Raw genomic sequence first — 22,962 nt, 5'->3', positions numbered from 1 at the left:
ATGCTGAAGCCCAGGCAACAGGAATTCAGCATGAAGACAATTTTCGTGATGTTCGACTCGCTCAATCGTTCGGCGATTGGCGCCTATGGCGGAACGGCCGTTGCAACGCCGAACTTTGACCGCTTCGCGCGCCGCTCCATGGTCTTTGACCGGCACTATGTCGGCTCGCTGCCCTGCATGCCCGCCCGGCGCGACATGCATTCCGGGCGGCTGAATTTCCTGCACCGCTCGTGGGGGCCGCTGGAACCCTTCGACAATTCCTATGCCCGCCTGCTGAGCGGGGCCGGAACCTATACGCATATCGTGTCGGATCACCTGCATTATTTCGAGGAAGGCGGCGCGGGCTATGTAAATGCCTTCGACAGCTGGCATTTCGTGCGCGGGCAGGAATACGACCCCCTCAAGGTCATGGTCACCCCCCCGGTCGAGCGGCTGAAGGAAAGGTTCGACCCGCGCCATTACCCGCTGGACGACCTGCCCACCGACCGCCCCACCACGCGCGGCACCGTTTCGCAGACCGCATGGCGCCGGTCGCGCGGCGCCATCAACGCGCTGAGCATGGAGGACGAGGCCGACTGGCCCACGGCCCGGTGTTTCGAGGCGGCCTTCGATTTCCTGCGCACCAACGGCGAGTCGGACCAGTGGTTCCTGCAACTTGAATGTTTCGACCCCCACGAACCGTTCCGCGCGCCGCAACGCTTCCGCGATGCCTATGACGTCGGGCAGACCGGTCGCATTCTCGACTGGCCGATCTACGAACAGGTCACCAATTCGGCCGAGGAGATCGCCGAGATCCGCGGCAACTATGCGGCGCTGACTGCCATGTGTGACGAACATTTCGGCCGGCTGCTGGACTGGATGGATGCCACCGACGCCTGGAAGGATACCTGCGTGGTGCTGACCACCGATCACGGTTTCCTGCTGGGCGAACATGAATGGTGGGGCAAGAACAAGATGCCCTATTACGAGGAAATCGCGCATATTCCCCTGATGATCGCGCATCCTGATTGCAAACCGGGCCGTCACGACGGCCTGACCCAGACAACCGACCTGATGCCCACCTTTCTTGAACTGGCCGGGGTGGATATTCCCCCCGAGGTGACGGGCAAATCGTTGATGCCTGCCCTTCAGGGCAAATCGGTGGGGCGTGACAGTGCCGTTCTGGGGATGTTCGCCGGGCCACTTTGCATCACCGACGGGCGCCATACCTATTACCTCTACCCGCAAAGCGAGACGGCCGAGGGCCTGGCGCACTACACGCTGGCGCCCTCCCATATCGACCGGGCCTTCGACCCTGGGGAACTGGCCACCGCAGAACTTTCCGCCCCCCTGCCCTTTACCAAGGGCGCGCCGGTGCTGCGCATTCCCGCCCGCCAGACCATCGGCGAAGCAGGGTTCGAGGCCGCGGCGCGGCGCCCCGCATCTTCGCCGCTTTACGACCTGGAAACCGACCCGGGCCAGATGCGGCCTATCGACGACGAGGCGGTGAAATCGCGCCTGCGCCAGGCCGCTTTTCGCCACCTGGCCGAACACCACGCACCACCCGAGATTTTCGATCACTACGGCCTTTCCAAGGAGGAGGGCGCGCCCATCGTCGCGCGTTCGCAGGGCAGGGCCGAAACAACCAAGGAGGAGACCACATGAAACGCACCCTGAATGCAATCAGCCTTGCCGTGGCGATCACTGCCGGCATGGCCGGGGCCGCCACGGCCCAGGACTTTCCCACGCGCACGGTGGAAAACGTGTTCCCCTGGGCGCCGGGCGCGGCCATGGCGGCAAGCCAGATCATCGCCCAGGCGATGAGCGAGGAACTGGGCGTCTCCATGCCCGTCATCTCGACCCCGGGGGCGGCCGGAACGAAGGCCCTGCAGACCGGGCTGTCCAAGCCCGCCGATGGATACACGGTGATCGACGGCTATGTCGCGCCGCTGGTCCTGATGCCGGTGCTGGGCAAGGCCGACTGGACCTATCAGGATTTCAAGCCGCTCTGGGGGGCCGTGTCCAACGCCTTTTCGATTGTCGGGCGCAAGGATGAAACCCGCTGGGACGATTTCGAGGGCATGATGGCCTGGGGCCGCGAGAACCCCGGCGAACTGCGCTATTCCACCGGATCGCGCAACAACCTGCCGCACATGGTGATCGCGAAGGTTCTGCAATCCTACGATGTCGTGGCGCAGAACATCCCCTATCCGTCCGACCCGGATTCCCACAAGGATCTCTATGCCGGGGTGCTGGATTTCGCCTTCCACGGTCCGGCCGACTATCGCCAGAACAAGGAAAAGGCGAATGTCCTGCTTGTGCTGTCGGAACTGGCCGACGCCAAGGAAACCTATGACGGCGCACCGACCATCGCGGAGATGGACATCGACCTTGGCCTTTCCGGCCTGGCCCCCATGGGGTGGACATGGTGGGTCGTGCATCCCGACACCCCCGCCGACCGCGTCAAGGTGCTGGCCGATGCCATGGGCCGCGCGCTGGAACGGCCCGAGGTGAAAGAGCAGATCGCCAACATGGGCTTCAACGTCCTGGCCTATCCGCCCGAGGATTACGACAGCATCGTCGGCCCCGTCGTCGATCAGCTGGGCGCAATGGGTGATGCCCTGCTCTGGGAGGAAGAGCGTCTGCGCTCTCTGAACTGATGGGCATCCAGTCAACGGAAGACGGTCCGGTGACGGCGCGCCTTGTCGCGGAATGGGTGGTGGCGGTGATCTTTCTGATCATCGTTGCCATCGTCTTTCAGCAGATCGCGACGAACATGGCCGACCAGGGCATCGCATCGGGCGGCGCCTACAACGACGCCGCCAGCTATCCACGGGCGCTGGCCATTGCGATTGCCGTTCTTCTGGCGGCCAGGTTCGGCCTTGCGCTGCTGCGTCACCGGCGCGCAATGGCCGCGCCATATGACCAAGAGGCAGCGGCCCTTGGCGCCAGGGCGGGCCGGGCGCTGGCGCTGCTTGCACTCTTCGCGCTCTATCTCGTGGGGCTGGGGACGGTGGGCTATCTGCTGTCCAGCCTGGTTCTGGTGACGGCGGTTCTGGCGCTTTGCGGGGAACGGCGGCTTCTCTGGCTGATCGGCGTTCCGCTTGTCGTGACCTTCGGCCTGTCCATCGTGTTCGGCGGGCTTGTGAACGTCGTTCTGCCGCGCGGACAGTTCGGCATCGCCCTACCTTGGTGAGGAAAACATGATTTCTGAGATGCTTGTCGCCGGCAGCGCGCTGTTGGCCACCCCGCAGGTTCTGGGGCTGACCGTGCTGGGGGTGATCCTCGGGTTGCTGATCGGCGCCTTGCCCGGGCTCGGACCGCTGATGGGTGTCGTCCTGCTTTTGCCCGTCGCGCTTTATGTCGAACCGCTGGCGGGGCTGGGGCTGCTGATTTCGGTCTTCGTCGGGGGAAGTTGCGGCGGGGCGATTGCCGCGATCCTGCTGCGCATTCCCGGCACCCCCATCGCCGCGGCAACGCTGTTCGACGGCTATCCGCTGGCGCAGAAGGGGCGCGCGTCGGATGCGCTGGGGATCGCGGTCAGCGCCTCGGCGCTTGGCGGGTTGTTCGGCGGGCTTCTCCTGATCCTTTTCGCGCCCCTGCTGGCGGCCTTCGCCACCCGGTTCTCGCCCCCGGAACTGACCCTGCTTGGCGTCATGGGCCTTTTGTCCATCGCCGTCGTGTCGAAAGAGGACACGCTGAAGGGGCTTCTGGCCGGCGCGCTGGGTATGCTGATCGCCACCATCGGAACAGATCAGCTCTCCACCGGCTATCGCTTCACCTTCGACAGCTACCTGATGTTGAACGGTTTTCACATCGTGGCCATCGTGGTGGGGCTGTTCGCCGTGTCCGAGATGGTGTTCCAGGTCGTCCAGCCCAACCTGACGGCGGCGGCCCGCCCCGAGATCGCCCGCACCGGTTTCGGCGCGCTGCTGCTGACGCTGCGCCATCGCTTCAACCTGCTGCGGTCGTCGCTGATCGGCACGTTCTTCGGCGCCCTGCCCGGCGCGGGCGGCGATGTCAGCGCCTTCACCTCATACGCCATCGCCAAGGCCGCCGCCCGCCCCGAAGAGGGGTACGGCGAAGGGGCCGAGGGCGGCATCGTCGCCACCGAGGCCGCGAACAACGCCACCTGCGGCGGCGCGCTTATCCCCACCCTGTCGCTTGGCATTCCGGGCGATGCGACGACGGCGGTTCTCATGGGGGCGCTGCTGATCCTCGGGTTCTTTCCCGGCCCGGCGCTGTTCGAGAACCAGCCCGAGATCGTGGGCGGCATCTTCCTTGTCTACATCTTCGCCAATATCGTGCTGCTGGTCGCCGGGCTGTTGCTGGTGCCGCTTTTCGTGCACCTGCTGCGGTTGCAGAAATCCGTGCTCATCCCGACGATCCTGGTGCTCTGCGCCGTGGGCACCTTCGCGCTGCAATCCTCGATCTTCGATCTCTGGGTGATGTTCGGCTTCGGCATCCTGGGGGTGTTTCTGCGCACCGCCAGTTATCCGCTGGCCCCAGTGGTGATCGGCACGATCCTGGGCCCCATCGTCGAGAACAACCTGCGCCGGTCGCTGCTGATCTCGCGCGACGGGCTGTGGATCTTCGTGGAGCGCCCCATCGCCGCCACCCTCCTGGTGATCTGCCTTGGCCTGTGCATCGCAGGTGTCGTGCAATGGGCCCTGAAGGCACGCCGTGAAAAGGCGGCCTCCGACCCGGCCGCCAAAGGGGGCGAACCACGCCCCCTGCCCTGATTTGCCCTGTTATTCGCCCCGCCGCACCCCTAGGTAGAGGGAAGCGAACCGGAGGCTGCCCATGCAAAAGACCGATCTTCCCGAACGCCCCGACTGGCGGGACGAGGCCGAGCGCCTGGGGTTTACCTTTGCCGACATGCATGGCGAACCCTACTGGGATGAAACCTCGGCCTACCGGTTCACCCTGTCCGAGGTCGAGGACCGCATCGAAGACCCCTCGACCGAGCTGCACGCCATGTGCCGCGAGGCGGTGGCGCAAATCGTCACCAGCCAGGAATTGATGGAGCGGCTCGCCATTCCCGAGGCCCACCGCGACCTGGTTGCCGAAAGCTGGCAACGCGGCGACCCCGAGCTTTATGGCCGTTTCGACCTGGCCTATGACGGCAAGGGCGATGCGAAGCTGCTGGAATACAACGCCGACACGCCAACCTCGCTTTACGAAAGCGCGTCGTTCCAATGGGCTTGGCTTGAGGGCCAGCTTGAACGCGGCGTCCTGCCCGAGGGGTGCGACCAGTTCAACGGCATCCACGAGGCCCTGGTGGCCCGCTTCGGCGAGATTTTCGAACCCGGCACCGACGTGCATTTCTCGGCCGCGGCGGGCAACCCCGAGGATTACAGCACCGTCGAATGCCTGGGCTGGGCCGCGCGCGAAGCCGGGCTTGGCGCCCAATATACCGACCTGGAACAGATCGCCATCAGCACCGAGGCCCAGTTCCTGGATGACGAGGACCGCGTGATCGGCGCCCTGTTCAAGCTGTTCCCCTGGGAAGACCTGCTGCGCGGCGACTATGCCGAATACATCGCCGGATCGGGCTGCCGGATGATCGAACCGCCCTGGAAGGCGCTGGTGTCCAACAAGGGCCTTCTGCCGGTGCTGTGGCAGATGTTCGAGGGGCACCCCAATCTTCTGCCGGCCTTCTTCGAAAGCGATGTGCGCGACGCGCTCAGCGGGGCCGGTGCACCTGCCCCCTCGGTGGCCGATGCCTTTGGCCGGGCGCGCGACCTGCTGACCCATGGCCATGTGACAAAGCCGATCTTTTCGCGCGAAGGGGCCGGCGTGCGGATCATGCAGAACGGCACGGCGCTGGAAATCTCGCCCGATGGCGATTACGGCGAACACCCCCGCATCGTGCAGGCCTATGCCCCCCTGCCCGTCTTCGACGGCTTCCGCCCGGTGATCGGGGCCTGGATCGTGGGGGAAACCTGTGTCGGGATGGGGCTGCGCGACGACGCCAGCCGCATCACGCGGGATTTGTCGCGGTTCAAACCGCACTATATACAAGACTGACGACGAGAAAGGACGCGATATGAGGAAACGTTCGAACAGGGTCGCGCTGTGCATCGTCGGGGCTGCGGCCTTCACGCTTGCCGGTTGCCAGGAAGAACAGGTCGACGCCCAGGCCTATCCCGATCGCGAAAGCTGCGAAAAGGCCGCGCTGAGCGGTGGATTGCTGAGCGCCGAGGATTGCGACAAGGCCTTTGCCGAGGCCCAGGAGCTGCACGTCGAAACCGCCCCCCGCTATGACAGCCTGGCCGTCTGCGAGGAACAGCACGGCGAAGGCGCCTGCGGAGACGAGGCCTCTGCCACCGGCGGTAGCGGATCGGGCAGCATCTTCATGCCGCTGCTGGCCGGTTACCTGGTGGGCAACATGCTGTCGAACCGGGCCGGCGCGGCGCGGTCCCAGCCGCTCTATCGCACGCCGGGCGGCGGTTTTGCGGCACCGGCCGGAAACACCACCTACAGCAGCAATTCCGGCAAGGCCAAGCTGGGCGCGGGGCAGTTCGCCCGCCCTGCCGCCACCGTGGGCAAACCGCCGATGACCCGCGCAACCGCCGCATCGCGCGGCGGCTTCGGCAATACCGGACGCGGCGTCGGCGGTTAGGCCGTCGCGGTCGCGGGGCCGAAGGCGCGCAGGAACAGGTTCTTCACGCCGTCCATGTCGCCGCCGGTCAGAACCTCGACCATCGGCGCGCCCTCGTCCACGGGCAGGGTGCGGCCGATCTCCTCGCCTTCTTCGATGACGCGGATCGCGACGCTGCGGGACTCGAACAGGTCGGGCCGGTGACAGGCGATCACCGCCGCCGGATCATGCAGCCCACAGCCCGCAACCCCCACCACCTGGCGGTAGAACTCAAGATAGAAGGCGCTGGCGCGGTTCAGGAACCCGCCGTGGTTCGGGTTTGCCCGTTCAAGCGCGGCGAAGTCATCGCCGTCCAGCAGGATCTGCATCGTCACGTCCAGCCCGACCATGGTGACGGGCGCGCCCGATTGCAGAACCACGTTCAGGGCATGGGGATCGTTGAAGGTGTTCGCCTCGGCATGGGGGGTGACATTGCCCGGCACGAAGGCCGCACCGCCCATGAAGACGATCCGCTTCACGTTCTTGGCGAAACCGGCGTCGCGGTTGATCGCCTCGGCCAGGTTGGTGATCGGACCGATGGCACAGACCACCAGTTCCCCGGCATGTTCGCGCGCCATGCGGATCAGGAAATCGGCAGCATCCTCGTCCAGCGCCCTGCCCTTCGGGGTCTGCGCCGGGATGTCGCCGAACCCCTCGGCCCCGTGGACATGATAGGAATGGGGCTGGGCATCGCGGGCCAGCGGCCCGGCGGCGCCACCCGCCACCGGCACGTTCAGGCCCGCATCCTCGACCAGGCGCAGGGCGTTGCGTGTTGCCTTTTCCACCGAGACATTGCCGAAAACCGATGTCAGGCCCAGAAGCTCGATCTCGGGCATGTGGGCGACATAGAGGATCGCCATCGCGTCATCGACTCCGGGGTCGGTATCGATCACCATCTTCACCGGCGTTATCGTCATTGTCCTGTCTCCGTCCTGGTCCCCGCGGGGAACCGGCCCTGCGGCGGGTTCGCCCCGATCGGCCGCTTATAGGCAAGCCGGGGCGCCGGCACAATCGCCCCGCTCAGTGATGACCATCCAGCCAGAAATGCGGCCTTTCAAGCTGTCGGCGTTCGCGGATGCCGCCGTGATCGCGGGTCATCGTGGCAAGGCGCTGTTCGATCAGCAGCTCGTGCGAGGTGCGGCGCAGGTTGTAGAGGTGGTATTTCGACCAGGTGGGAAAATAGAAGGATTCGGTCCAGAGGTCGGGGTTTTCAAGGTCGCGCGCCAGGGTCCAGTGCCGCGCGCCGTCGCGCATGCGCATCCGGCGCCGTTCCTTTATCACGGCCAGGAACTGCTCTTCGCTGTCGTGGTCGATCTCGTATTCCACCGAGATCAGGATCGGCCCGCTGCGCGCCATCAGGTTCATGCGCGGGCGGGCGCTGGAAAACCCCTCGGCAGGTTCAAGTTCGTCCGAATCCACATCCACGATGCGCGACACCACACCAAGGACGATCCCGCAGACCAGAATCGCCGTGGCCACCAGCAGGGCGGCGGTTGTCGACCATTCGTCGCTGACCCGCCCCCACATCCAGGCCCCTATGGCCATGCCGCCAAAAACCGTGGTCTGGTGCATCGAAAGCGCCCGGCCCAGAATCCAGCGGGGCGACCCGCGCTGGATCGACACGTTCAGGGTGGATTGCACCAGAACCCAGCCACAGCCGCAGCCCAGAAGCGAAATGCCGGCCAGAACCGCATTCGGGCTGAGCGCGAAACACAGCGTGCCCAGGGCGTATGACCCGAACCCCAGTTCCACCAGCCGTTCGTTGCCCAGCCGCACCCGCAACCAGCCGCTGCTGAAGGCGCCACCGATGGCCCCCAGCCCGAAACAGCCCAGAAGGATGCCATAGGTGATGGCACTGCCTCCAAGGGAATCGCGCGCCACCACCGGCATCAGCGCAAGGATGCTGACCGCCGCAAAGCCGAACAGCCCGCCCCGCAGGATCACCCGCAACAGGTGATGGGACATGGAAACATAGCGCAGACCGGTGGACAGCGCGGCGAAGAAGGATTCGTTGGGCAGGCGGCGCGCCTCGTCCGGGGGGGACCAGACGGTCAGCGCGATGATGATGCTGACATAGCTGACGGCGTTCATGGCAAAGGCAAAGGCCGCGCCACCCACCGCCACCACCATGCCGCCGATGGCCGGACCGATGCTGCGCATCAGGTTGAAGCCGACACTGTTCAGCGCCACCGCAGCGTGCAGTTCCTCGCGCGGGACAAGATCGCGGATCGACGCCTGCCAGGACGGGTTGTGAAGGGCCACGCCGCAGCCGATCAGGAAGGTGAAGGACAGAAGAAGCCAGGCGTTCAGGAAATCGAAATAGGCCAGCACGGCCAGGATGCTGGACACGGTCAGCATGAAACACTGGGCGAACAGCATGATCCGCCGCCGGTTGAAGGAATCGGCAAAGACGCCGGCGGTCAGGGAAAACACCATGATCGGCAAGGTGATCGACGATTGCACCAGCGCGATCATCGTGGGCGAATCCGTCAGGTCAGTCATCAGCCAGGCGGCGCCCACCGACTGGATCAGCCCCCCCAGGTTCGAGGCCTGGGACGACAGCCAAAGCGTGCGGTATGTCTTGTGGCGAAAGGGCGAAAAGGTGGTCGGGGGCCTTGCCGCCGCTTCGGAACCCGACATTCTGCCTCTTCCTTTCGTCCAGTTTCATGCCGGGGGGAAACGGCGCTTTCCGTTCCCGCTCAGCGCTCCCGAAGCCTGCGCCACGCATCCATGGATTGGTGCAGGACACGGATCACGAAGATCCGCTCGCCCTCGACCCTGTAAAACGCGACATGGCGCCCGGTGACCAATCGCCGGGCACCCTGCATCAGGTCCGGACAATCTGCCCCAGGCAGCGGGTGGACTGCAAGCCCACTCAGCGCCCTGTCGATATCGTTCAGGCAACTGTCGGCCTGCCGCGCGCCCTCCTGCACTTCCATCAGCCTGAGCGATGCGCGGATCCGCTCGCTTGTGGAACCGTAGCGCCCTTCCTTCAGCATCAATGCGATGAATTCTTCCCAGCGCGGCCCCTGTGACGCTTGTTGCGGCCATGGCACCCCCCCGTGAATAGGCAGAAGTATGACATGCGGGTATTTCCGTCATTGCACATCCCGCCCCCTGCCGGACGGCTCAACTCCGGGGGGAGTCCGAAAAAAATCAGACGCCCCGGCAAGCCTTCTCTTGCCACATGCGGCGCAACCCATAAGGTGATCGCGTGACCTTGGCGCGCCATCTTGTTGCGCCAAGGTATCTTTTGGGAGGAATACCATGAAAAAAACAGCACAACTGCTGTGTGCAACCGCATCTATTGCCACCGCCATCAGCCTTCTGCCGGCCGCCGCCTCGGCCGAGACGAAGCTGAAATGGGCCCATGTCTACGAGACAAGCGAACCCTATCACACCTGCGCCGTCGCCGCGAACGACCTGCTGATGGACGCAACCGAAGGGCGTTACGGCATCGAAGTCTATCCGGCCTCGTCGCTGGGCAAGGAAGTGGACATCAACGAAGGCCTGGGCTTTGGTACCGTCGACATCATTTATACCGGTCAGCTTTTCGCCGGCCGTTCCTTTGGCCCCATCGCCATCGGCGGCGCGCCCTTCATGTTCCGCGACTATGATCACTGGGATCACTACCGCAACTCCGATCTCTTCAGCGAGATGTCGCAGGGCTATACCGACGCCACCGGCCACCACATCACGGCGATGACCTATTATGGCGCGCGCCATGTCACCTCGAACAAGCCGGTTCTCACACCCGAGGACATGAAGGGCATGAAGATCCGCGTGCCGAACGCGCCGCTCTACATGATGTTCCCCGAGGCCGTCGGCGCCAACCCGGCCCCCATCGCCTTTGCCGAGGTCTACCTTGCGTTGCAGCAGGGCACCGTGGATGCACAGGAAAACCCCCTGCCCACCATCCAGGCCAAGAAGTTCTATGAGGTGCAAAGCAACATCAACCTCACGGGCCACATCACCGACGCCCTGCTGACCATCGTGGGCGGCCCGGCCTGGGATGCCATGGACGAAGCCGACCAGCAGGCGCTGAGCAAGGTGACCGAGGAAACCGCCGTCTGCGCCACCGACGCCATCATCAAGGCCGAAGGCGAACTGGCCGAGTGGTTCCGCGGCGAAGGTGTTCAGGTGAACGAGGTTGACCGCGGCCCCTTCATCGAAGCGGTGAAAAAGCTGCACAACGGCCCGGCCGCCACCTGGGACCAGGCCACCTATGACCGGCTTCAGGCCATCGAATAAGCGACGCGCGGGCGGGCCATGGGGCCCGCCTGCACCCCAGGCAAGGACATCCCATGAGCGGACAGCCCCCCAACGAACCGCATCTCACCGCGCCGATCGTGCTGGAAGAGGAAAAGATCGACCTGTCGGACCAGCAATGGGTCGATGCGCCGGTGCTGATCCTGTTCTGGGTGCTGGCGTTCATCGTTTTCCTGCAATTCTTCACCCGCTACATCCTGAACGATTCCATCGCCTGGACCGAGGAAATCGCCCGGTTCCTGCTGATCGGGGTCACTTTCGTCGGCTCGATCATGGCGACCCGCAAGCAAAGCCACATCGCCGTCGAATTCATCTATCGCTGGGTGCCGCGCACCGGCCGGCGGATCGCACAGTTTTGCATCGACGTGCTGAGCACCGGTTTCTTTCTCATGCTTGCGGTGCTGAGCGGTCAGATCGCATCGCGCACCCGGCAGATGATGGTCTCGCTCGAATTTCCCAAGGCGACCGTCTACTGGATCGTGACCGCCACCTTCGTCTGCATGGCGCTCTATTCCGCCTGGAACACCTGGCGCCATCTGCGCACCGGCACCAGCAAGCTTATCGACCCTGAAAAATATGCGGATCAAGTCCGCGCAATCGACTAGGAGACGGCCCCTTGGACATCATCTGGCTCTTCGTCATGCTGTTCGGCATGTTGATCTTCGGCGTCCCGGTGGCGGTTGCGCTTGCGGGGTCATCCGCCGTCTTCATCTTCTTCAACGGCACGCCCCCGCCCATGGTGGTGGCCCACCGGATGATCAATGGCGTCGACAGCTTCCCGTTGCTGGCCGTGCCCTTCTTCATCCTGGCAGGCAATCTGATGAACACCGCGGGCATCACCGAAAGGATCTTCAACTTCGCACTGGCCATGGTGGGCTGGATGCGCGGGGGGCTTGGCCATGTGAACGTGGGCGCATCGGTCATCTTCGCGGGCATGTCCGGCGCCGCCGTGGCCGATGCCGGGGGCCTGGGGGCCATTGAAATCAAGGCCATGCGCGATGCGAAATACGACGCGAAATTCGCCGTCGGCATCACCGCCGCCTCCTCGACCATCGGGCCGATCATCCCGCCCTCGCTTCCCATGGTGATCTACGGGGTCGTCGCCGGGGCCAGCATCGGCCAGCTTTTCGTCGCGGGCTTCGTGCCGGGGCTGATGATGGCCGGGTCGCTGATGATCATGATCGCCATCATGGCCCGGCGCAGGCGCTTTGGCCGCGACCAGTCTTTCGACTGGTCGGTGCTGTGGTCCACCTTCCAGCGTGCCTTCCTGTCGCTGATGACGCCAGTCATCATCGTCGGCGGCATCCTGTCGGGGGCCTTCACCCCGACCGAGGCTGCGGTGGCCGCCTGTGCCTGGGCGCTGTTCCTGGGGCTGATCGTCTATCGCACCCTGTCGCTGCCGCGGTTCCTGCGGGTCAGCTTCGACACCATCGAAACCACCGCTGTCGTGCTTCTGGTGGTGGGGGCCGCGGCGATCTTTGCCTGGATCCTGACCAGCAACCGCGTGCCCGAGCATTTCGCCGCCGGTCTTCTCACCATTTCCGACCGGCCCTGGGTGCTTTTGCTGCTGATGAACCTGATCCTGCTGATCGTCGGCTGTTTCATGGAGACGGTGGCCGCCATCACGATCATGGTGCCCGTGCTTCTTCCCATCGCGGTGACCATCGGGATCGATCCGGTGCATTTCGGCGTCATCATGGTGCTGAACCTGATGCTGGGGCTGCTGACGCCGCCCGTGGGCATGGTGCTTTACGTCCTGTCGCGGGTGGCCAAGGTGCCCTTCGAACAATGCGTCGTCGGCACCGCGCCCTTCCTCGTTCCGCTGGTGATCGTGCTGTTGCTGATCACCTTCATTCCCGGGCTGACCATGTGGCTGCCCACCCTGATCTATCGCTGAGGCACAATGACCAATACCGTTTCCGTTCCCGGCCCCCGGCTGGCCGAATTCTGCCGCGCCGTTCTGACTTCGGCCGGGGCGGATGCCGAAACCGCGCGCGACTGCACCGATTCCATGATGCACGGGTCGAACCACGGGGTGGACAGCCACGGCGTGCGTCTTCTGGGCCATTACACCAAGGCCCTGCAAGGCGGGCGGCTGAACAAGGCGCCGAAGTTGCAGTTCACCCGCACGCGGGCCGGTTCGGGGATGCTGAACGGCGACGATGCCCAGGGCGCGCGCGCCACCTTCGCCGCCGTCGAACACGCCTGCGACCTGGCGCGCGAGGCCGGGATCGGCGCGGTGGGCATCACCAATTCATCCCACTTCGGCCCGGCGGGGGCCTATGCCCTGCGCGCCGCGCAGAAAGGGATGATGGCGCTTGTCACCTGCAACTCGGACAGTTTCGTGCGCCTGCATGACGGGGCCGACCGGTTTCACGGCACCAACCCGATTTCCATCGCCTGTCCGGCGCCGGGCAACCCCTGGCTGCTGGACATGGCCACCAGCGCCGTGCCCTACAACCGGGTCGAGCTTTACCGCTCGCTCGGCACCTCCCTCCCCCAGGGTGTGGCCTCGGACGATAGCGGCGCCGATGTGGATGATCCGAACCTCGCGGTGATGCTGGCGCCCCTCGGGGGGATGTTCGGCTTCAAGGGCGCGGCCCTCGGCGGTGTGGCCGAGCTGTTTTCGGCCGTCATGACCGGCATGAAGCTTTCACGCGACATCCCCTCAATGGCCGGGCCCGATTTTTCCACGCCGCGCGGCATGGGCGCCTTCGTCATCGCGCTTGACCCACAGGCCTTTGCGGGCGCCGAACTGGTACAGGCCGGCATCACCCGCTATCTCGAACTGCTGCGCAGCTCGCCCGCCCGCCCCGGCACCCGCGTCATGGCCCCGGGCGACCGTGAATGGGCCGAGGCCGAACTCCGCGCTGCCGAGGGCATCCCCCTTGATCCCGTGACGATCGAGTCTTTCGCCATGCTGTCGCGCACACTGAACGTCGCGCCCGTGGTTGGTGGCTGAGAGCTAGCCGCTGATCGTCACGTCGGACACGTCGCTGTCCACGGTCTGGCAGGCCGCAAGGATGCGATTGCGCAGGTGGGTCTGCACATAGGCCGCATGGAACCGGCTGGGCGCGCGCAGGCTCAGCCGCCCCCCTGCCCTGCCCTCGCGCACCAGGGCGCGCAGCCAGCTGCCGTAAAGCCCGGCATCCTCGGCATGCAGCACCGCCTGCGCCAGGGTCCATTCCGTGCCATCCGATACATCGGGCGCCGTGACCGCGCCACGCACCGGCATCGGCACCACGCTCGAGGGTTCGGGCGTGCCCTGCATGCGCAGATCGAAATCGGGGCCGACATTGGGCCATGTGGGGCGCGTGTCCTCCAGAAGGCGTTCGTGGTCGATGCCGTATTCGCTTACCCGGCCCCGCGCGCCCTGCCGCTTGACCACCAGCCAGCCCCTGGCGCGCAGTTTTGCCATCTCGCGTTTGACCGTGCGTTCATCGACCGACCAGAGGCGCGCGATTTCGCGCTGGCCCACGGCCAGTTCATTGCGCGCCCAGTTGTAGCGCGCCGTGATCAGCGTGATCAGGCGCAACACCAGCCGGTGATCGTGCTTGTCGCCGGAAAGGGCATGGGCCCCCAGGGCGGTTATGATATCGTACTTGCGCGCACCCGCATTGGGGCCAACGGCCTTGTGTGAAAGCATGTCTGCCCCCGTTTGCATCGAACCCCTGGGGTGATGCCCGCCTCGTTTGTCTGGCCTCTTGCCGGGCCGATTGGTGGGCCAGGCATTCGACAACGCCTTTTGCGACCTCTCCCCTGATTTGCGTCCTGAACCACGATTCTGTCAAGGCTTCGTTTCACCTGACCCTCGAACCTTGACCAATGGAGAAGAAAAAATCGGTAGTTATGGTATTGGGGGCCATCTTGACTGTCCCGTATTGGGGCGGAAATGTCCCCTATTGCGGCGGAAACATCAATCTGACGGCCCCCTTTAGCGGGCCTGTTCCGGCGCATTTCGGCGCTGCCTTTCGAATCGGTGCGCCGGGGCCTGTGGCCTTTAGCGCACAGGGTTTTACGCGCTTGTGGATATCTTGATATACCTCTTTTCCCGCTTTGCCAAATCAGCGTAAATCAGGAAAGACACAGAATTAGCGTTGTGAACGCCGCGCCAGACCGTTCCCCGCGGGGAACCCCACCGAAACGATCCGGGGACGATACATGTACAGCCACGCCGACCTTGCCAAACTGCAATCGCAATCGTTGAAGATGCAGGGCCATATCCGTCAGCGCACCTTCTCTCCCGAGATGGAGAAGACCCTCCGCCGCTTTTCCAGCTGGGAGGTGGCCGAGCTGATCTTCAAGATCAACCCGTCCACCCTGCGCGGCCGACTGGCTGCCGATCCCTCGCTTCCCCAGGGGCTGGTTGAAGAGGACGGGCGCCAGCGGTGGTATTCGCTGGACGAAATCAACGAGCTGCGTCGCAAGCTGCGCATAAAGAACCAACCGCTGATGCCGCCCCGCCCGGCGGGCAAGCGGGCGATCCGCGCCGCCATTGCCAACTTCAAGGGCGGCGCGGGGAAATCCACCGTGGCGCTGCATTTCGCCCATGCCGCCGCGCTGGACGGTTACCGGGTGCTTTGCGTGGACTTCGATCCGCAGGCGACGCTCAGCCACTCCATGGGGCTGTCGGATGTGGCCGAAGAGTTCACCGTCTGGGGCATCATGGCGCGCGACCTGACTCGCGAGACCGAGCGGATGAACAACGCCGCAGCGGGGGCCGAAAGCGGCACCGCCCTGCCCCGCCGAAAGCTGCCCGCCTCGGTCACTGGCATGGGGCTGAGCGATCTGCGCGTCACCGATTTCATCAAGCCGACAAGCTGGCCCACCATCGACCTGGTGCCAAGCTGTGCCAACGCCGCCTTCGTTGAATTCGCCAGCGCGCAGTACCGCCATCTGAACCCCGAATGGTCGTTCTTCGCGGCCGTGTCCCGCTATCTGGATGCGCTGCCCGACGATGCCTATGACATGGTGATTTTCGACTGCCCACCCGCCATCGGCTATCAGTCGATGAATGCGGTTTTCGCGGCGGACGTTCTCTATATCCCCTCGGGCCCCGGCTATTGGGAATACGACAGCACCACCAGTTTCATCGGCCAGTTGTCCGAGGCGCTGGAGGATCTGGGGCGCTTTCCGGGCGCCCTGCCCGACGGCGCGACGCCCGAAAAGATGTTCGCCGATGTGCGGTTCCTGCTGACCCGGTTCGAACCGGCGAACGACCTGCACCGCGCGATGCAGTCAGCCTTTGGTCAGGTCTTCAAGTCACATGTGACCCAACACCCGATCGAGATGACCCGCGCGGTCGAACAATCGGGGCGGTTCCTGTCGTCGATCTATGAAATGGACTACCGGCAGATGACCCGTGAAACCTGGCGGCGGGCACGCATGTCGTTCGACCGGGCCTATGACGAATTTCGCGCCACCCTGCTGGGCGCCTGGGACAAGCTGGAGGATTGATGAATGGCCAAGAAGCGTAGCGTGTTCGACATCGATTTCGTCGCGGATGACGAAGATGAAGGGTTCCCCGCGGGGAACCCGCCGCTGGAGACCAAGTCTTTCGGCAACGTGCAGGGCCACCCCCTGCAAAACCGCGATCCGGCTCCGGCGCGCCGTGGCCCCATGGCCAGCGCGATTTCCGAAAATGCCGACGCCAATTCAACCCGCGCCCTGACCGAGGCGAAGATCCGGGCGGAAAACGATGCCCTGGCCCATGAACATGTGCGGCTGAAAAAGCTGGGCCTGATCACCGACCTGATCCCGACCGACAAGGTGCATCTGTCGAAACTCACGCGCGACCGGTCGGCCAATGCCGACCCCGAGCTGGAAGAGTTGAAGCAGTCGATCCAGGCTGTGGGCCTTTCGAACCCGATCAGGGTGGAACAGACTGACACGGGATACGAGTTGATCCAGGGTTTTCGGCGCTTGTCGGCCTTTCGGGCGCTGGCGCAGGAGACCGGCGATCCGCGGTACGAGAAGATTCCGGCGGCCCTGGTTCCCCGCGGGGAACCCCTGATCGATCTCTATCGCAAGATGGTTGACGAAAACCTGGTGCGCAAGGATGTGTCCTTTGGCGAAATGGCGCAGCTTGCCCTGTCATACGCCCGGGATGAGGGGATGGAGGCGGATGATGCGGTTGGCATCCTCTATGCCTCGGCGTTGAAGCAGAAGCGCAGCTATATCCGCCAGTTCGCGCGTATGCTGGACGGGGCAGGGGGCGCGATCCGCCACCCCGAGGCGATTCCGCGCGCCCTGGGGCTGGACCTGGCCAAGCAGTTCGAGGCCGAGCCCGAGCGGGCAGGGCAGCTTTGCGCCGAGTTGCGCCGCCACCCCGCCGATACCCCCGATGAGGAGGTGCAGATCCTGCGCCAGTTTGCGGCGGCCAAGCCCGCCCCGCAAAGCAGACCGCCGCGCCAGAGCAGCGCGAAAACCTCGCTCAGGCTGAACCGTCCCGAAGGCGATGCGCGGGTCATCGCCACCGACGGGCGGGTCGAACTGCGGCTGGCGCGTGATTTTTCGGTGGTGTCGAAAGCGCGGCTTCAGGCCGGGATCGAGGCCTTGCTGCGGGAGTTGGAAAAGGAATAGGCGGGCAGGGCGCCCGCCTGCCCCGATCAGCGGTAGATGAAGGTTTCGAAGTTGCCCGCTTCGGTCACGGTGCCGCGGTACATGCCTTCGCAGTTGAAGGGCATCGTGATGTTGCCCTTCGCGTCCACGGCGATCAGCCCACCCGTGCCGTCGTGGTCGGCCAGGTCCACCATCACGACGTGCCTTGCCGCATCCTCCAGCGACTGGCCGGCGTGGCGCATCCGCGCGGCGATTTCGGCGGCGGCTGTAAAGCGGATGAAGACCTCGCCGTGGCCGGTGCCCGAGACGGCGCAGGTGGCGTTGTCGGCGAAGGTGCCGCCGCCGATGATCGGCGTATCGCCGATGCGCCCCGGCGCCTTCGCCGTCATCCCGCCGGTCGAGGTGGCGGCGGCGACGTTGCCCTCCATGTCACAGGCAACAGCCCCGACAGTGCCGTGACGGCGGGCCGGATCGTCGTCTTCAAGACCCTTTTGCCGCATGGTTAGGGTCGATTGCAGGGCATCCCACCGCGCCTGTGTGAAGAAATAGGGCGCCTCGTCAAAAGGGACATCGGCGGCGCGGGCCACCTTCAGGGCGTTCGGCCCGATCAGCATGACGTGGTCGGTCCGTTCCATCACGGCACGGGCGGCCAGAACCGGGTTGCGGGGGCCGAAGATGCCACCCACAGCTCCGGCGCGGCGGCTAGCGCCCTCCATCACGGCGGCGTCCATCTCTTGCACGCCGTCGCTGGTAAAGACCGCGCCACGCCCGGCGTTGAACAGCGGTTCATCCTCAAGCGCGCAGACGGCGGCAGTGACGGCATCCAGCGCGGCACCGCCCTTGGCCAGCACCGCCTGTCCGGCGTCCAGAGCGGCGCGCAGGCCGGCGTGATAGGCCGCCTCAAGCTCGGGTGTCAGGTTGGCCCTCAGAATGGTGCCTGCGCCGCCGTGAACGGCCAAAGAAAATCGTTTCATTTCATACCCTTAACTGTCATTCCGGCCTGTTCGGCACAGTACTGCGCGATCTCGGCGTGAGTCGCGATCCAGCAATCTCCCGCTTCGGTCGCGCGCTTGAGAATTTCCTCCAGAATGAAGATCCGGCTGCGGTATCCGGTGACATGGGGGTGCATGGTCAGCAGGAACAGCCCGCCCTCGGCGCGGGCACCTTCAAGTTCACGCAGGAAGATATCAAGAACGTCACTGGGGGCCGTATAGGGACGTTGCGCGCCGAAACGGTTCATCATGAAATAGACCGCATCGTCCCTGATCCATTCAACCGGCAGTTCGACGATGCCGGTGGGCGTGCCATTTGCCACGATCTCGTAAGGGTCGTCGTCCGAAAACAGCGAGCTGTCGTAGAGAAGGCCCAATTCCTGCGCGATGGTCAGGGTGTTGGGGCTGTAATCCCACGAGGGCGTGCGCATGCCCACGGGGCGTCGGCCCGTCACCTTTTCCAGTGTGTCGGCGGCGCGGTGCATCAGGTCGCGCTCCGTTGTGGCGTCCAGCTTGGTGTTCAACTCGTGAATCCAGCCGTGCAAGCCGATTTCGTGACCGTCATCGGCAAGGGATTTCTGCTCTTCCGGGTGCAACAGGGCCGAAACGGCGGGCACGAAGAAGCTGGCCTTGGCGTCGTAGCGGTCAAGCACCTGACGGATGCGCGGAATGCCCCGCCGCGCCCCGTATTCGCCCCAGGACAGGCGCGCGACCGAATTTCCGCCGTCGCGCAACTCGTTCGTCTCGTGATCGCTGTCAAAGGACAGGGCCACGGCGCAGCGTGCGCCCCCCGGCCAGGATTTGGGCAGCAGGTTGCGCCCGGCGCGCACCGCTTCGACGCGGCCGCGCCAAGTGGGTTCGTCCCATTCGTGGGGTTCGGTCATGCGTGACCTCCATCGACTGAAAGGATCTGGCCGGTGATCCACCCGGCCTGTGGGGAACAAAGGAACGTCACCGCATCCGCGATATCGCGGGCCTGCCCCAGACGGCGCATGTGGATGTTGTTCAGGATCTGTTTCTGCCGCTCGGGGCCGAACGCCTCCCACTGCTTTTCGGTGGACGGGTTGGACAGGATGAACCCCGGCGCAACCGAGTTCACGGTGATCCCGGCAGGCCCCAGTTCAAGCGCAAGCTGTTTGGTCAGCCCGACAAGGGCGTGCTTGGCGCTGGCATAGGCCTGAATCCCCGTCAGGCTGGGTTTCAGCCCCGCCCCAGACGAGATGGTGACGATACGCCCCGATCCCTGTTCGCGCATGGCGGGCGCGAGGGCCTGGGCGCACCACATGGCGGCATCGACATTGGCGGCGAAAATTGCCCGCCAGTCGGACACCCCGATCTGTTCCAACGGGCGGCCCACCTGGCCCCGCACCCCGCCAGCGGCGGTCACAAGGCCGTCGATCCGGCCATGTTGCGTGACGATTTCATCGCAGATCCGGTGCGCGCTGTCCTGATCGCCCAGATCGGCGGCATGGGTGGTAACGCGGGGCAGGGGGGCGACGCGGCCCAGCCCCTTGGCGTCCACGTCCAGGGCGGCGACGGTGGCGCCAGAATCGGTAAGCCCCTGGGTGATGGCGGCGCCGATGCCCTGAGCGGCGCCGGTGACGACAAAGACCTGGCCTTCAAGGTTTATGTGCATGATTGCACCATGAGCTTCAGAAGGTCGGTCGATTGTTCGCGTTTGCCGTTTTCGATATCGTGGATCAGGCTTTGCAGCAGTGCCAGTGCCGGGGTGGGCACGCCCAGTTGTTCCCCGCGGGTGACCAGAACGCCCACCTGGGCGTCAACCTCGGTCTTGCGTTTGCGCACGGCCAGATCGCGCCAGATGCCCGAATGGGTCTTGGCCGTCTTGCGGTTGTGGGCCACCATCCTGTCGATGGCCACGTCGATGGCCGCCGCATCGCGATTGCCGAAACCCACCGGATCGAAGCCGTTGAACCCCAGGGGCGAAACCCCTTCGGCGGCGGCAAGGGCCATCACCTCGGCCCCAAGGGCGGCATAGGCGGGGCGGTATTCGGCCGGGTCCATGGCATCGGACATCGATTCCGGCGTCAGCGCGGTGGCAAACAGAAGCGACCCATAGCCCAGCTTGCCCCAGAGATAGCCCCAGATGTTGTCGGTCATCACCGCGTCGGGTTCGACCAGTTGGAACAGCTTGAACATCTCTTCAAGGCGCGGGGTCATCGTGCCGTCAAGTTCGCCCAGGGCCACGGCGGCGCGGTTGCCGTAAAGGATGCGCCCGGGTTCCAGCCAGTCGGCCCCGAAGTTGACGAAACACCCCATGGTGCGCCCGGCGCCGATACGCTCGGCGATCTCCATCTCGTTCAGGCCGTTCTGGGCCGAAACGACGAAGCCGTCCTCGGCCAGGTGCGGCACCAGCATGTCCAGCGCATCGCCCGTGTGGTGCGCCTTGACCGCCAGGATCACGCGGCGGAACTTGCCCTTCAGGGTATCGGGGGTGTCGGCGGGCAGCACCTCGTGCAGTTCCTCGACCGGGCCTTCTATGCGCAACCCGGTGGTGCGCATGGCCTGAACGTGGTCTTCCACGATATCGACCATGTGAACCGCATGGCCCGCACGTTGGAAATAGGCGCCCAGCACGCCGCCGATGGCACCGGCGCCCCAGATCAGGATCGGATCGTCGCTCATGCCCAATCCCCTTCCAGAAGGGCGCGGGTTTCCTTCACGGCGATGTCCCAGATGCGGTCGGTATCCTCGTCGGGTTTCTGGTAGTGGCCGCCATAGTTGCCGTCACCGATCAATTCGCGCACGCCCTGGGCGTTGCGGTCGCGCAGGCGGTCGAAATCGACGAAGGGCTTCTGCTGCGTGGGCAGGTCGCGGCCGGGCAGGCGGGTCCAGGGGAAATTCTCCATCCACGAGGCATGGGAGGCGACGGGATCGACCTCTTGCACCGCGGCCCAGGTTTTCGGCGCGCGCCACCAGTCGTGAAAGCGCACCCGCCCGCCGTCGTTGGCCTGCATCCATTCGGCGCAGGCGGTCTGCACCGGAGAATTGCCGCCATGGCCGTTGACGATCAGGATACGCCGGAACCCGGTGGCATAGAGACTGTCGAGAATGTCGGTCACCACGGCGGCATAGGTTGTCAGCCGGAGGGACACGGTGCCGGGAAAGGCCATGAAATAGGGGGTCAGGCCATAGGGAACGGCGGGAAAGACCGGAACGCCAAGGGGTTCGGCGGCATCGGCGCCCATCTTTTCCGACAGGATGGAATCGACCGAGAGGCTGAGATAGGCGTGCTGTTCGGTGCTGCCCAGGGGCAGCACGCAGCCGTCATCGGTTTTCAGCCACTCTTCGATCTCGAACCAGTTGCTTTGACTTATCTTCATCGGGTCTGTCCTTTCGCGTGGCTGACAGGCGCGCCGCTTCGATGGCGGGCAAAAGCTCGGTTCGTACGGCGTTGCTGTCGGGGGTGTGTCGGTATTCGATGGCGGTCTGGTCGGGGCGCAGCGCCTCGCGCAGGTAGCCCGCGCCGGTGGCATGGATCAGGACATCGGCCTGCGCCAGAACCTCGGCCAGGGCGGGAAAGCCGCGCGGCACGGCGGTGATCCGGCTGACATGGGGGGCAAAACGGTTGATGCCGCCCTTCATGACAGTCAGGAAATCATCGAAGAACGAAACCACGGCGACCGTGGCATCGGGGGCGATGGTGGCCAGCGATATGCGCGTCGCCTCGTTCGGGATAAGCGTGACACCGATCACCGGAAGATCGGGAAACAGCTCGCCCGCGCGGGTCATGATGGTGCGGGGGCAGCAGACAAGATCATAGTCCGCCGGCGTCTGCGCGGTCACCTCTTCAAGGCTGGCGGCGGTGACGGTATCGCCGGGGCGCAGGTAGGGGGCCAGATCCTCGGCATAGGCGATGGTGGCGTCGCGGAAGGTGCCCAGCATCAACAGGCGCACCGGCTGTTGTGCGGCGGGCACGGCAAGAGACACGCGGAAGGCCACGTCGCGGGCCGAAAGGCCCATGGTCTGGCCGAAATCCACCAGTTCGGTGATCTTGCGTTCGAAAGCGGCCAGCCGCCCGGCATCGCCCGGGGCAGGGGCTGCGCGTTCGGCCACATAGGTGCCTGATCCGATGCGCCCTTCGATGTGGCCCCGTTCCTGAAGCGCGCTGTAGACACCGCTGACCGTCACCGGCGACAGGCCAAGCTGGGCTGCCATGCGCCGTACCGAGGGCAGGCGTGAACCGGGCGGGATGTCGCCCGTGGCGATGCCGTATTCCAGGGCACCGCGCAGTTGCACCGAAACGGACACCGACGAATCGACGTCGATGTCTCGGGCAATGCGCGACAGGGCGGCATCCATTTGTTCGGTTTTATCAACGGTCATAAGAGTATCAATGCAGCATAACGATTTATCGCTCAAGCTCATATTTTGGGCAAATGTTGCCTTGAGTGTTATCGCATGGGGAAGTTTGTAGCACCTGTTTAGCCATACTGCGCAATAAAAAACTTGACGGTTAAAAAATCCGACGCTTAGTGTTACACAGAACCATAACAC

22 protein-coding genes are annotated in these 22,962 nt (G+C 64.7%); 12 read left to right on the top strand and 10 right to left on the bottom strand.

The window, feature by feature from the left end:
• Window positions 1-30 precede the first annotated feature (30 nt).
• The 6 genes from H7828_RS11925 to H7828_RS11900 all read left to right on the top strand — a co-directional run bounded on the left by H7828_RS11925 (window position 31) and on the right by H7828_RS11900 (window position 6,604).
• Window positions 31-1,644 (top strand): sulfatase family protein, encoded by a 1,614-nt coding sequence (locus tag H7828_RS11925; RefSeq protein ID WP_226781264.1) that lies wholly within the window; start codon window positions 31-33, stop codon window positions 1,642-1,644.
• Complete coding sequence (locus H7828_RS11920; protein ID WP_226781263.1) at window positions 1,641-2,639, top strand: Bug family tripartite tricarboxylate transporter substrate binding protein; 999 nt, start codon at window positions 1,641-1,643, stop codon at window positions 2,637-2,639. Before H7828_RS11925 ends, H7828_RS11920 begins: the two co-directional genes overlap by 4 nt.
• Window positions 2,639-3,175 (top strand): tripartite tricarboxylate transporter TctB family protein, encoded by a 537-nt coding sequence (locus H7828_RS11915; protein WP_226781262.1) that lies wholly within the window; start codon window positions 2,639-2,641, stop codon window positions 3,173-3,175. Before H7828_RS11920 ends, H7828_RS11915 begins: the two co-directional genes overlap by 1 nt.
• Before the next feature lie 7 nt (window positions 3,176-3,182).
• A complete protein-coding gene (locus tag H7828_RS11910) occupies window positions 3,183-4,721 on the top strand; it encodes a tripartite tricarboxylate transporter permease (protein ID WP_226781261.1) in 1,539 nt (512 codons plus the stop codon).
• Window positions 4,722-4,782: 61 nt separating this feature from the next.
• Window positions 4,783-6,009, top strand: a complete 1,227-nt coding sequence (locus H7828_RS11905) for a glutathionylspermidine synthase family protein (protein ID WP_226781260.1) — start codon at window positions 4,783-4,785, stop codon at window positions 6,007-6,009.
• Window positions 6,010-6,028: 19 nt separating this feature from the next.
• A complete protein-coding gene (locus H7828_RS11900; protein WP_226781259.1) occupies window positions 6,029-6,604 on the top strand; it encodes a DUF1190 domain-containing protein in 576 nt (191 codons plus the stop codon).
• On the opposite strand, the gene H7828_RS11895 is transcribed toward H7828_RS11900, so the two are convergent.
• The 3 genes from H7828_RS11895 to H7828_RS11885 all read right to left on the bottom strand — a co-directional run bounded on the left by H7828_RS11895 (window position 6,601) and on the right by H7828_RS11885 (window position 9,621).
• The gene (locus tag H7828_RS11895; protein WP_226781258.1) at window positions 6,601-7,539 is read right to left on the bottom strand and encodes a nucleoside hydrolase; all 939 of its coding nucleotides are present in this window, start codon (window positions 7,537-7,539) and stop codon (window positions 6,601-6,603) included. The two genes, H7828_RS11900 and H7828_RS11895, sit on opposite strands and share 4 nt — an antisense overlap.
• A 103-nt stretch (window positions 7,540-7,642) precedes the next feature.
• Window positions 7,643-9,262, bottom strand: a complete 1,620-nt coding sequence (locus H7828_RS11890; protein ID WP_226781257.1) for an MFS transporter — start codon at window positions 9,260-9,262, stop codon at window positions 7,643-7,645.
• A 59-nt stretch (window positions 9,263-9,321) separates the two neighbouring features.
• Complete coding sequence (locus H7828_RS11885) at window positions 9,322-9,621, bottom strand: type II toxin-antitoxin system RelE/ParE family toxin (protein WP_245398692.1); 300 nt, start codon at window positions 9,619-9,621, stop codon at window positions 9,322-9,324.
• Between the two features lie 268 nt (window positions 9,622-9,889).
• Between H7828_RS11885 and H7828_RS11880 the strand changes: the two genes are divergently transcribed.
• Genes H7828_RS11880 through H7828_RS11865 form a run of 4 tightly spaced genes read left to right on the top strand, consistent with a single transcriptional unit; the run spans window position 9,890 to window position 13,853 of the window.
• Complete coding sequence (locus H7828_RS11880) at window positions 9,890-10,873, top strand: sialic acid TRAP transporter substrate-binding protein SiaP (RefSeq protein ID WP_226781255.1); 984 nt, start codon at window positions 9,890-9,892, stop codon at window positions 10,871-10,873.
• A gap of 53 nt (window positions 10,874-10,926) precedes the next feature.
• Window positions 10,927-11,496 carry a TRAP transporter small permease gene (locus H7828_RS11875; protein ID WP_226781254.1) on the top strand — a complete coding sequence of 190 codons (570 nt, stop codon included), beginning with the start codon at window positions 10,927-10,929 and terminating at the stop codon, window positions 11,494-11,496.
• An 11-nt stretch (window positions 11,497-11,507) separates the two neighbouring features.
• Window positions 11,508-12,788 (top strand): TRAP transporter large permease, encoded by a 1,281-nt coding sequence (locus tag H7828_RS11870; RefSeq protein WP_226781253.1) that lies wholly within the window; start codon window positions 11,508-11,510, stop codon window positions 12,786-12,788.
• A gap of 6 nt (window positions 12,789-12,794) precedes the next feature.
• A complete protein-coding gene (locus H7828_RS11865) occupies window positions 12,795-13,853 on the top strand; it encodes an Ldh family oxidoreductase (RefSeq protein ID WP_226781252.1) in 1,059 nt (352 codons plus the stop codon).
• 3 nt (window positions 13,854-13,856) lie between these two features.
• Here the strand turns inward: H7828_RS11865 and H7828_RS11860 are convergent, their stop codons facing one another.
• On the bottom strand, window positions 13,857-14,537 hold the full coding sequence (locus H7828_RS11860) for a hypothetical protein (RefSeq protein WP_226781251.1): 681 nt from the start codon (window positions 14,535-14,537) through the stop codon (window positions 13,857-13,859).
• Between the two features lie 515 nt (window positions 14,538-15,052).
• Between H7828_RS11860 and H7828_RS11855 the strand changes: the two genes are divergently transcribed.
• Both H7828_RS11855 and H7828_RS11850 read left to right on the top strand, forming a co-directional pair.
• Entirely contained in the window at window positions 15,053-16,348 is a 1,296-nt protein-coding gene (locus H7828_RS11855) for an AAA family ATPase (protein ID WP_226781250.1), read from the top strand.
• 3 nt (window positions 16,349-16,351) lie between these two features.
• Window positions 16,352-17,473: a ParB/RepB/Spo0J family partition protein gene (locus H7828_RS11850; protein ID WP_226781249.1), complete on the top strand. Its 1,122-nt coding sequence runs from the start codon at window positions 16,352-16,354 to the stop codon at window positions 17,471-17,473.
• A gap of 26 nt (window positions 17,474-17,499) precedes the next feature.
• Here H7828_RS11850 and H7828_RS11845 read toward each other — a convergent pair whose 3' ends face one another.
• Genes H7828_RS11845 through H7828_RS11820 form a run of 6 tightly spaced genes read right to left on the bottom strand, consistent with a single transcriptional unit; the run spans window position 17,500 to window position 22,791 of the window.
• Window positions 17,500-18,426 carry an isoaspartyl peptidase/L-asparaginase family protein gene (locus tag H7828_RS11845; protein WP_226781248.1) on the bottom strand — a complete coding sequence of 309 codons (927 nt, stop codon included), beginning with the start codon at window positions 18,424-18,426 and terminating at the stop codon, window positions 17,500-17,502.
• The gene (locus H7828_RS11840; RefSeq protein ID WP_226781247.1) at window positions 18,423-19,328 is read right to left on the bottom strand and encodes a polysaccharide deacetylase family protein; all 906 of its coding nucleotides are present in this window, start codon (window positions 19,326-19,328) and stop codon (window positions 18,423-18,425) included. Before H7828_RS11840 ends, H7828_RS11845 begins: the two co-directional genes overlap by 4 nt.
• Entirely contained in the window at window positions 19,325-20,080 is a 756-nt protein-coding gene (locus H7828_RS11835; RefSeq protein ID WP_226781246.1) for an SDR family NAD(P)-dependent oxidoreductase, read from the bottom strand. Before H7828_RS11835 ends, H7828_RS11840 begins: the two co-directional genes overlap by 4 nt.
• Complete coding sequence (locus H7828_RS11830) at window positions 20,071-21,090, bottom strand: ketopantoate reductase family protein (RefSeq protein WP_226781245.1); 1,020 nt, start codon at window positions 21,088-21,090, stop codon at window positions 20,071-20,073. Before H7828_RS11830 ends, H7828_RS11835 begins: the two co-directional genes overlap by 10 nt.
• Window positions 21,087-21,788 (bottom strand): creatininase family protein, encoded by a 702-nt coding sequence (locus tag H7828_RS11825; protein ID WP_226781244.1) that lies wholly within the window; start codon window positions 21,786-21,788, stop codon window positions 21,087-21,089. Before H7828_RS11825 ends, H7828_RS11830 begins: the two co-directional genes overlap by 4 nt.
• A complete protein-coding gene (locus H7828_RS11820; protein WP_226781243.1) occupies window positions 21,733-22,791 on the bottom strand; it encodes a GntR family transcriptional regulator in 1,059 nt (352 codons plus the stop codon). The genes H7828_RS11825 and H7828_RS11820 overlap by 56 nt, the downstream gene beginning before the upstream one ends.
• Between the last annotated feature and the right edge of the window lie 171 nt (window positions 22,792-22,962).

Source organism: Oceaniglobus trochenteri (genome assembly GCF_020529025.1).
GTDB classification, from domain to species: Bacteria; Pseudomonadota; Alphaproteobacteria; order Rhodobacterales; family Rhodobacteraceae; genus Oceaniglobus; species Oceaniglobus trochenteri.
The sequence above is the reverse complement of the archived record's forward strand: the minus strand, read 5'-3'. Positions and strand labels throughout refer to the sequence as shown.

Coding starts and splice junctions, on each gene's coding strand:
- H7828_RS11925 (WP_226781264.1), top strand. CDS start 31: ATGAAGACAATTTTCGTGATGTTCGACTCGCTCAATCGTTCGGCGATT.
- H7828_RS11920 (WP_226781263.1), top strand. CDS start 1,641: ATGAAACGCACCCTGAATGCAATCAGCCTTGCCGTGGCGATCACTGCC.
- H7828_RS11915 (WP_226781262.1), top strand. CDS start 2,639: ATGGGCATCCAGTCAACGGAAGACGGTCCGGTGACGGCGCGCCTTGTC.
- H7828_RS11910 (WP_226781261.1), top strand. CDS start 3,183: ATGATTTCTGAGATGCTTGTCGCCGGCAGCGCGCTGTTGGCCACCCCG.
- H7828_RS11905 (WP_226781260.1), top strand. CDS start 4,783: ATGCAAAAGACCGATCTTCCCGAACGCCCCGACTGGCGGGACGAGGCC.
- H7828_RS11900 (WP_226781259.1), top strand. CDS start 6,029: ATGAGGAAACGTTCGAACAGGGTCGCGCTGTGCATCGTCGGGGCTGCG.
- H7828_RS11895 (WP_226781258.1), bottom strand. CDS start 7,539: ATGACGATAACGCCGGTGAAGATGGTGATCGATACCGACCCCGGAGTC.
- H7828_RS11890 (WP_226781257.1), bottom strand. CDS start 9,262: ATGTCGGGTTCCGAAGCGGCGGCAAGGCCCCCGACCACCTTTTCGCCC.
- H7828_RS11885 (WP_245398692.1), bottom strand. CDS start 9,621: ATGCTGAAGGAAGGGCGCTACGGTTCCACAAGCGAGCGGATCCGCGCA.
- H7828_RS11880 (WP_226781255.1), top strand. CDS start 9,890: ATGAAAAAAACAGCACAACTGCTGTGTGCAACCGCATCTATTGCCACC.
- H7828_RS11875 (WP_226781254.1), top strand. CDS start 10,927: ATGAGCGGACAGCCCCCCAACGAACCGCATCTCACCGCGCCGATCGTG.
- H7828_RS11865 (WP_226781252.1), top strand. CDS start 12,795: ATGACCAATACCGTTTCCGTTCCCGGCCCCCGGCTGGCCGAATTCTGC.
- H7828_RS11860 (WP_226781251.1), bottom strand. CDS start 14,537: ATGCTTTCACACAAGGCCGTTGGCCCCAATGCGGGTGCGCGCAAGTAC.
- H7828_RS11855 (WP_226781250.1), top strand. CDS start 15,053: ATGTACAGCCACGCCGACCTTGCCAAACTGCAATCGCAATCGTTGAAG.
- H7828_RS11850 (WP_226781249.1), top strand. CDS start 16,352: ATGGCCAAGAAGCGTAGCGTGTTCGACATCGATTTCGTCGCGGATGAC.
- H7828_RS11845 (WP_226781248.1), bottom strand. CDS start 18,426: ATGAAACGATTTTCTTTGGCCGTTCACGGCGGCGCAGGCACCATTCTG.
- H7828_RS11840 (WP_226781247.1), bottom strand. CDS start 19,328: ATGACCGAACCCCACGAATGGGACGAACCCACTTGGCGCGGCCGCGTC.
- H7828_RS11835 (WP_226781246.1), bottom strand. CDS start 20,080: ATGCACATAAACCTTGAAGGCCAGGTCTTTGTCGTCACCGGCGCCGCT.
- H7828_RS11830 (WP_226781245.1), bottom strand. CDS start 21,090: ATGAGCGACGATCCGATCCTGATCTGGGGCGCCGGTGCCATCGGCGGC.
- H7828_RS11825 (WP_226781244.1), bottom strand. CDS start 21,788: ATGAAGATAAGTCAAAGCAACTGGTTCGAGATCGAAGAGTGGCTGAAA.
- H7828_RS11820 (WP_226781243.1), bottom strand. CDS start 22,791: ATGACCGTTGATAAAACCGAACAAATGGATGCCGCCCTGTCGCGCATT.